Genomic DNA, 2,705 nt, shown 5'->3' with positions numbered 1-2,705 from the left:
GGTCTGTTTCTACAAAAACCCGCGTCACGATGAACGGCCATATGGTTCCGGGCAGCTTCAACGCCGCCACTTCGGCGACTGCCTTTTTGGTTGTCATCGTGCCGTAGGCTGTAGCAATCCTGTTCTCATCGATCTTTTGCAACAGGCGTTTTAAGGGATTCTTTTCAAGCGCCGCCATTGCACGCACTTCCAGGATATTTCCGTTCAGCGCGCCAAGCAGTTCTTTTTCCTCGACAGTTTTTTCCGGTCCTGCCCCGCGTAGCCCCGGACAATGCGTTTTGCACCAATGGCGTCGGCAAGTTTGTAGATTTCTTCCTGCTTGAGCTGGCGCTGTCCCTCACCAAGCGCTTTTGCCACCAGGTAAGGGTCAGGAATTTTCACTTTCTGTGATTTGGCGACGCCTGCGGCGAGCTCCGCTGTCATGATGGACCGGCTTGCCCTGTCGACAGCCCAGCCCCCAACCTGGAACGGCACAACTAGCACAGCAAACTTTCCGCCCGACAGCAGCTGGCTGTAGAAGAGCTTTTCCTTGCCCTGCCAATCGGAAGCCTGCGGTGAATAGCGCTGCGGCAGGAACCGGGCCATTGCAATATCCGCAGACCACGGATTCATCTCGATCCTGTTGAACATGTCCACTCGAGCCTTTTCCGGAGAGGCTTCCCATCGAGCCTTTTCCGGAGAGGCTTCCCATTTCGCCCTCGCCTCTTTCTCGGCGACCGCGATGCGAAATTCCTGGATCTTGTTGACAGCCAATACACCCATGCAGAGCAACAGGACTCCGCAAAGCACGGCGGTGGACCGTTTCATTTTTTCTCTCCCTCAATTCAAAATCCGGATCTGGCAGAACGCGCGTCGATGACCTGATATCGCTCAGCAAGTTAGCGGAACATCGTAACGTAGCCATCGCCAGATCTGCCGCTGAATGACCCGACGCGTGGTTTATCTACATCGGTGAGTACTGAAGCACTACGATAAAGTAAGCATCATGAAAGCGCCCGCACTCAAAAGCCTGCAGGACCTCAAGGCCGTCAAGCGGGACATTGAAGCCCGCGCGAAGCTTGAAAAAGAACAGGAAGCCGCGCGCGTGGCAGCAGCCGCCAGGGCCAAGGCCGAGAAAGAACTCTTCTCGCGCGCGGTCGGCCCCGTCAAGGCCCTGCCGGCCAAACACCTGCCGGGCCACAAGGCGGCGTTGCCGGCGACGCAAGCAGCACCCATCCCCGTACAGCAGCAGCGCGATGAACTCGCGGTGATGCGTGAAGCCATCTCGGACGAGTTCGACGTGGAAACGCTGCTGGACACCGATGAAGCACTGAGCTTCAGGCGGCCCGGCATGGGGCCTGACGTGGTGCGCAAGCTGCGCCGCGGCGGCTGGAGCATCCAGGGCCAGCTGGACCTGCATGGCCTGCGCCGCGAGGATGCGCGTGAAGCGCTGGCTCACTTCATCAAGGATGCGCACAAGGTGGGCTGGCGCWGCGTGCGCGTGGTGCATGGCAAAGGCCTGGGATCGCCGGGCAAGACACCGGTGCTCAAGGGCAAGGTGCAGAGCTGGCTGATCCAGAAGCAGGAGGTGCTGGCCTTTGTGCAAGCGCGGCCCGCCGAAGGCGGCGCCGGGGCGCTGGTGGTGTTGTTGGCACAGGGCTAAGGCATGGCGTCGAACACATGGAAAGACTAAAAATGCTTCGGTTAAGAATTTGCATCACCTTGAGCTTGCTTGTGTCCTTTCACATGGGGGCGTTGGCAGCTCCCGCTGACGAGGTATGCGCCGGGCTTTCCGGCTTGGTTAACGCCAAGGCTGCGGGCCGCTTCGTCGACCCTGCCCGGCCGCTGACGAAGGCTGAGACCGCCGCCCTTGACGAGGCAAAACTGGAAATTCTTGGCTTTAATGACTATTCGCAGGGAAGCCAAATTGTTGATGCTGATAACGACGGCGTTGATGATCTCCTTGTCTGGAATATTCAAGGCTCGGGGCGGTTTACCTATGCCGAGGTCTACGACATCAACATGGCGGCCAGTCGACCGTCAGACAAGCTGCGGCTGAAAGCGAACCTGGGCAATATTGGCACCTTGAGCGACCCGCGTTTTGTCAAATACGCAGGCGTGAATTACCTGATCACTGACGATGGTGACCTGGAAAGCCTTGCGGTCCATCGCCTGGAGAAATCCACTTCAGACGGCCATAACTTGCGGACGGCCTGCCGCGCAACGGTTCGTCTGGACCCGATCACCAAATGCCGCCACCCTGCCTGCAAGGCCTTGGCGGGCGACATCGCCAACCCCAGCACGAACGCCCCGTTTGTTCAGGTTGAATGGCCGCACAAATACTTCTTCCCGGCAGGCCTTTCCGTTTTCTTTGGACCCAACGGCGAAGCGAGCGATTTTGACAACACCGGGCTGCCGGCGCGTATCTGGAAATTCGGCCGGGAAGGCTACGCGAACCAGCACATCTACTGGAGCCTGCTGGGGCTGGGAGAAGAAGCGCCTGTTGTCCCGGCCGCGCAAAGAGCCGCGTTTGACGACAGGAAAAACCCCCACGTGCTTCACGGGCAGCAGCACGACCGCTTAAGGCGCGCGCTGGCGCAGCATAGCCAGATGCTGTGCGAGCAACTCACTAAAAACTTCTCGCTGCCAGGCGCGGGCCAGTTCTTTGTGCTCCATGCCAACGACAGGACCGACTGGGTCTGGGATTTCGGCGGACCGCCCTACGG

3 protein-coding genes are annotated in these 2,705 nt (G+C 59.2%); 2 read left to right on the top strand and 1 reads right to left on the bottom strand.

Annotated elements, in window-relative coordinates; genetic code table 11:
• Nucleotides 1-204: 204 nt before the first annotated feature.
• A complete protein-coding gene (locus AC1DWI_RS19755) occupies nt 205-807 on the bottom strand; it encodes a hypothetical protein (RefSeq protein WP_477725527.1) in 603 nt (200 codons plus the stop codon).
• A gap of 178 nt (nt 808-985) precedes the next feature.
• Between AC1DWI_RS19755 and AC1DWI_RS19750 the strand changes: the two genes are divergently transcribed.
• Together AC1DWI_RS19750 and AC1DWI_RS19745 are read left to right on the top strand one after the other, a co-directional pair.
• A complete protein-coding gene (locus AC1DWI_RS19750) occupies nt 986-1,642 on the top strand; it encodes a Smr/MutS family protein (RefSeq protein WP_477725526.1) in 657 nt (218 codons plus the stop codon).
• 59 nt (nt 1,643-1,701) lie between these two features.
• Nucleotides 1,702-2,705, top strand: a 1,004-nt coding sequence (locus tag AC1DWI_RS19745) for a hypothetical protein (RefSeq protein WP_477725525.1), incomplete at its 3' end; no start/stop codon positions are given.

The organism is Polaromonas sp. P3_C2 (genome assembly GCF_056402675.1).
This window is presented reverse-complemented; position numbering and strand designations above follow the sequence as displayed.